This window comes from Azonexus sp. (assembly GCF_036170495.1).
Classification (GTDB): Bacteria; Pseudomonadota; Gammaproteobacteria; order Burkholderiales; family Rhodocyclaceae; genus Azonexus.
This window is the reverse complement of the sequence record NZ_JAVHPH010000335.1, coordinates 1-2349: the sequence shown is the minus strand read 5'-3', so window position 1 is coordinate 2349 and position 2349 is coordinate 1. Positions and strand designations below refer to the sequence as shown.

Annotated in this window: 3 protein-coding genes; all 3 read left to right on the top strand. The window is 64.3% G+C overall.

Annotated features, from left to right (window positions below; genetic code table 11):
* On the top strand, positions 1-611 hold a 611-nt coding region (locus ADADOO_RS12550), incomplete at its 5' end, for a substrate-binding domain-containing protein (RefSeq protein WP_511277844.1).
* Positions 612-773: 162 nt separating this feature from the next.
* The gene (locus ADADOO_RS12545) at positions 774-1889 is read left to right on the top strand and encodes a ribonucleotide-diphosphate reductase subunit beta (protein ID WP_511277843.1); all 1116 of its coding nucleotides are present in this window, start codon (positions 774-776) and stop codon (positions 1887-1889) included.
* 191 nt (positions 1890-2080) lie between these two features.
* The coding region (locus tag ADADOO_RS12540; protein ID WP_511277842.1) for a redoxin domain-containing protein at positions 2081-2349 on the top strand (269 nt) is incomplete at its 3' end.

Sequence of the window (2349 nt, the reverse complement as noted above, 5' to 3'; positions counted from 1 at the left end):
TGGCCCGGCCGGATACCGGCGGCGTCATCGACCCCGATGCCGGCGTGATCGACATGCTGGCGCCCGATCTGGTCATCTTTTCCGAATGGACGCCTGCCGGCGCCAGCGCGTTGCGCGTCGGTGGCTTTCGCGGCATGGCCGGGGTCGAGGCGATGTTGCGCGACATCGGCCGGGCTGCCGGTGTCGCCGACATCGACCGTCGCGTCGACAAATTCGCCGCCGACTGGCGTGCTGCGGCGTTGGTCGACAGCCGCCAGCGCCGCGTGCTGATTCTCTCGGCCTGCAGCGCTGCGCCGTATTCTTTCGGACGGGGAACGACGCTGCACGAAGTCTTTTCCGCCGCCGGCTTCGCGGTCGTGGCCGACCACGACAGCATCCGCAACTTCAAGCCGGACACCCCGGATGGCGACGTCGCCGCCTGGATAGGCCGGCGCCAACCGGATCTGATCTTTGCCCTGCAAAGCCGGCGCGGCGAAAGCTGCAACCCGGCGATCGCCAAGCCGGGCATCCCCATCCTGCCGCTGACCGGCGAGTACTTCACCCATCCCGGCCCCGATCTGCTCAAGGGCCTCGAAGAGCTGCGGCAAACGATGGCCGCCTTCGGCGCCTGACCACCCTTTTCACGAGAAACCAACATGAACGCAGCTTTTCGCTTCGACGACTGGGATACCCCCGCAGTTCTTCTCCCCCTTCAAGGGGGAGGTCGGGAGGGGGATGGGTCCAATCTTCCCGTCGACCACGAACCCATCCCCACCCCAACCGGAGGGCTGGCCTTGCATGGCCAGCCCGTTCAGGCGGCGCAGAGCAGTGCTCTGCGAAACCCCGCCTTCACCCCCTTGTCCCAAGGGATACCCTCCCTGCGGGAGATAAAGGAGAGGGAGTCCCTGGCCCCAACCAACGCCGCCGACAAGCGCATCGTCAACGGCAAGGCCGACATCAACCAGCTCGCCCCGTTCAAGTATCCGTGGGCCTGGGAATTCTTCCTGAAAGCCAACCGCAACCACTGGACGCCGCTCGAAATCGGCATGGCGCAGGACGTGCACGATTATCAGCACAAGCTCTCGCCAGCCGAGCGCCACGTTTTCGAAAACGTCCTGGCCTACCTGACCACCTCCGACATCCTGGCCATGCGCAACATCGGCCTGGCCGTCATGGAAAAGATGAGCGCGCCCGAATTGCAGATCTACCAGGCTCGCCAGGTCTACGAAGAAGCGCTGCACACCTGGACCTACCAGCACTGCATCGAAAGCCTCGGTCTCGACCAGCAGGAGATCTACAACCGCTACCGCGTCGTGCCGGAAATCCACGGCAAGATCGCGCTCGCCAATCGCCGGTTGGAGCGGGTCATGCGCGCCGATTTCGACCTCACCGACCGTGCCAACCTGCACGAATTCGCGCTGTCCTACTTCTTCTTCGCCGTGATCTTCGAAGGCTGCTGGTTCTACAACGGCTTCACCCCGGTCTTCGCGCTGCAACGGCGCGGCCTCATGAAAGGCGCCGCCGAGCAGCTGCAATACATCATGCGCGACGAGGTGCTGCACTGCGCCTTTGGCATCCGCGTCATCCGCGAACTATTGATCGAGGAAAACCTGACGCTCGACCCGGCCGCCCTGCGCCAACTGTGGGACGAAGCCGAGGCGGCCGAAACCGCCTACGCCGGCTACATCCTGCGCGAGCCGATCCTCGGCTACAACGCCGAACTGCACGTCGCCCAGTTCCGCTTCATCGCCAACCGCCGGGCCCGTCAGGTCGGCGTCACCGAGCCTTTCCCCGGTGCCGAAAACGTCCTGCCCTGGCTCGACGAGCAGGCCAATCTGCGCAAGGAGAAGAACTTCTTCGAAACCCGTGTCACCGAGTACCAGACGGGCGGGGCGCTGGCCTGGGAGTGAGCCCCGCGCCGCGCAGCTTGGCCTACGCCAAAGCATGAAGGCCAAGCACAGCACCCAGTCGCTGGTTATCGGCGTCATCGGAGACCCCTCGACAATGAAATCCATCCTGATTATGGTGAGGCCAGCCATGAGCGGACCCCGGCCTGCCACGATGTTTCGAAAGCCCCGGCAATTTAACGAAAGGATGTTTGATGACCGCAACCGCCCTGATGCCTCGCCACCCTGTTCCCGCGCTCAATGTGGCGCTAACCGACGGCAGCCGTTTCGTCCTCGGCGCCGCGCCGGGAGAGCGCTTTGACCTGGTGGTTTTCTATCGTGGCCTGCATTGCCCGCTATGCGCCAAGTACCTGCTGGAACTGGAACGCCTGGTGCCCGACTTCGAAAAACGTGGCGTGCAGGTCGTCGCCATCAGCAGCGACGATGGCGAACGCGCCCAGGCCATGGCCGATAAGGTGAAGGC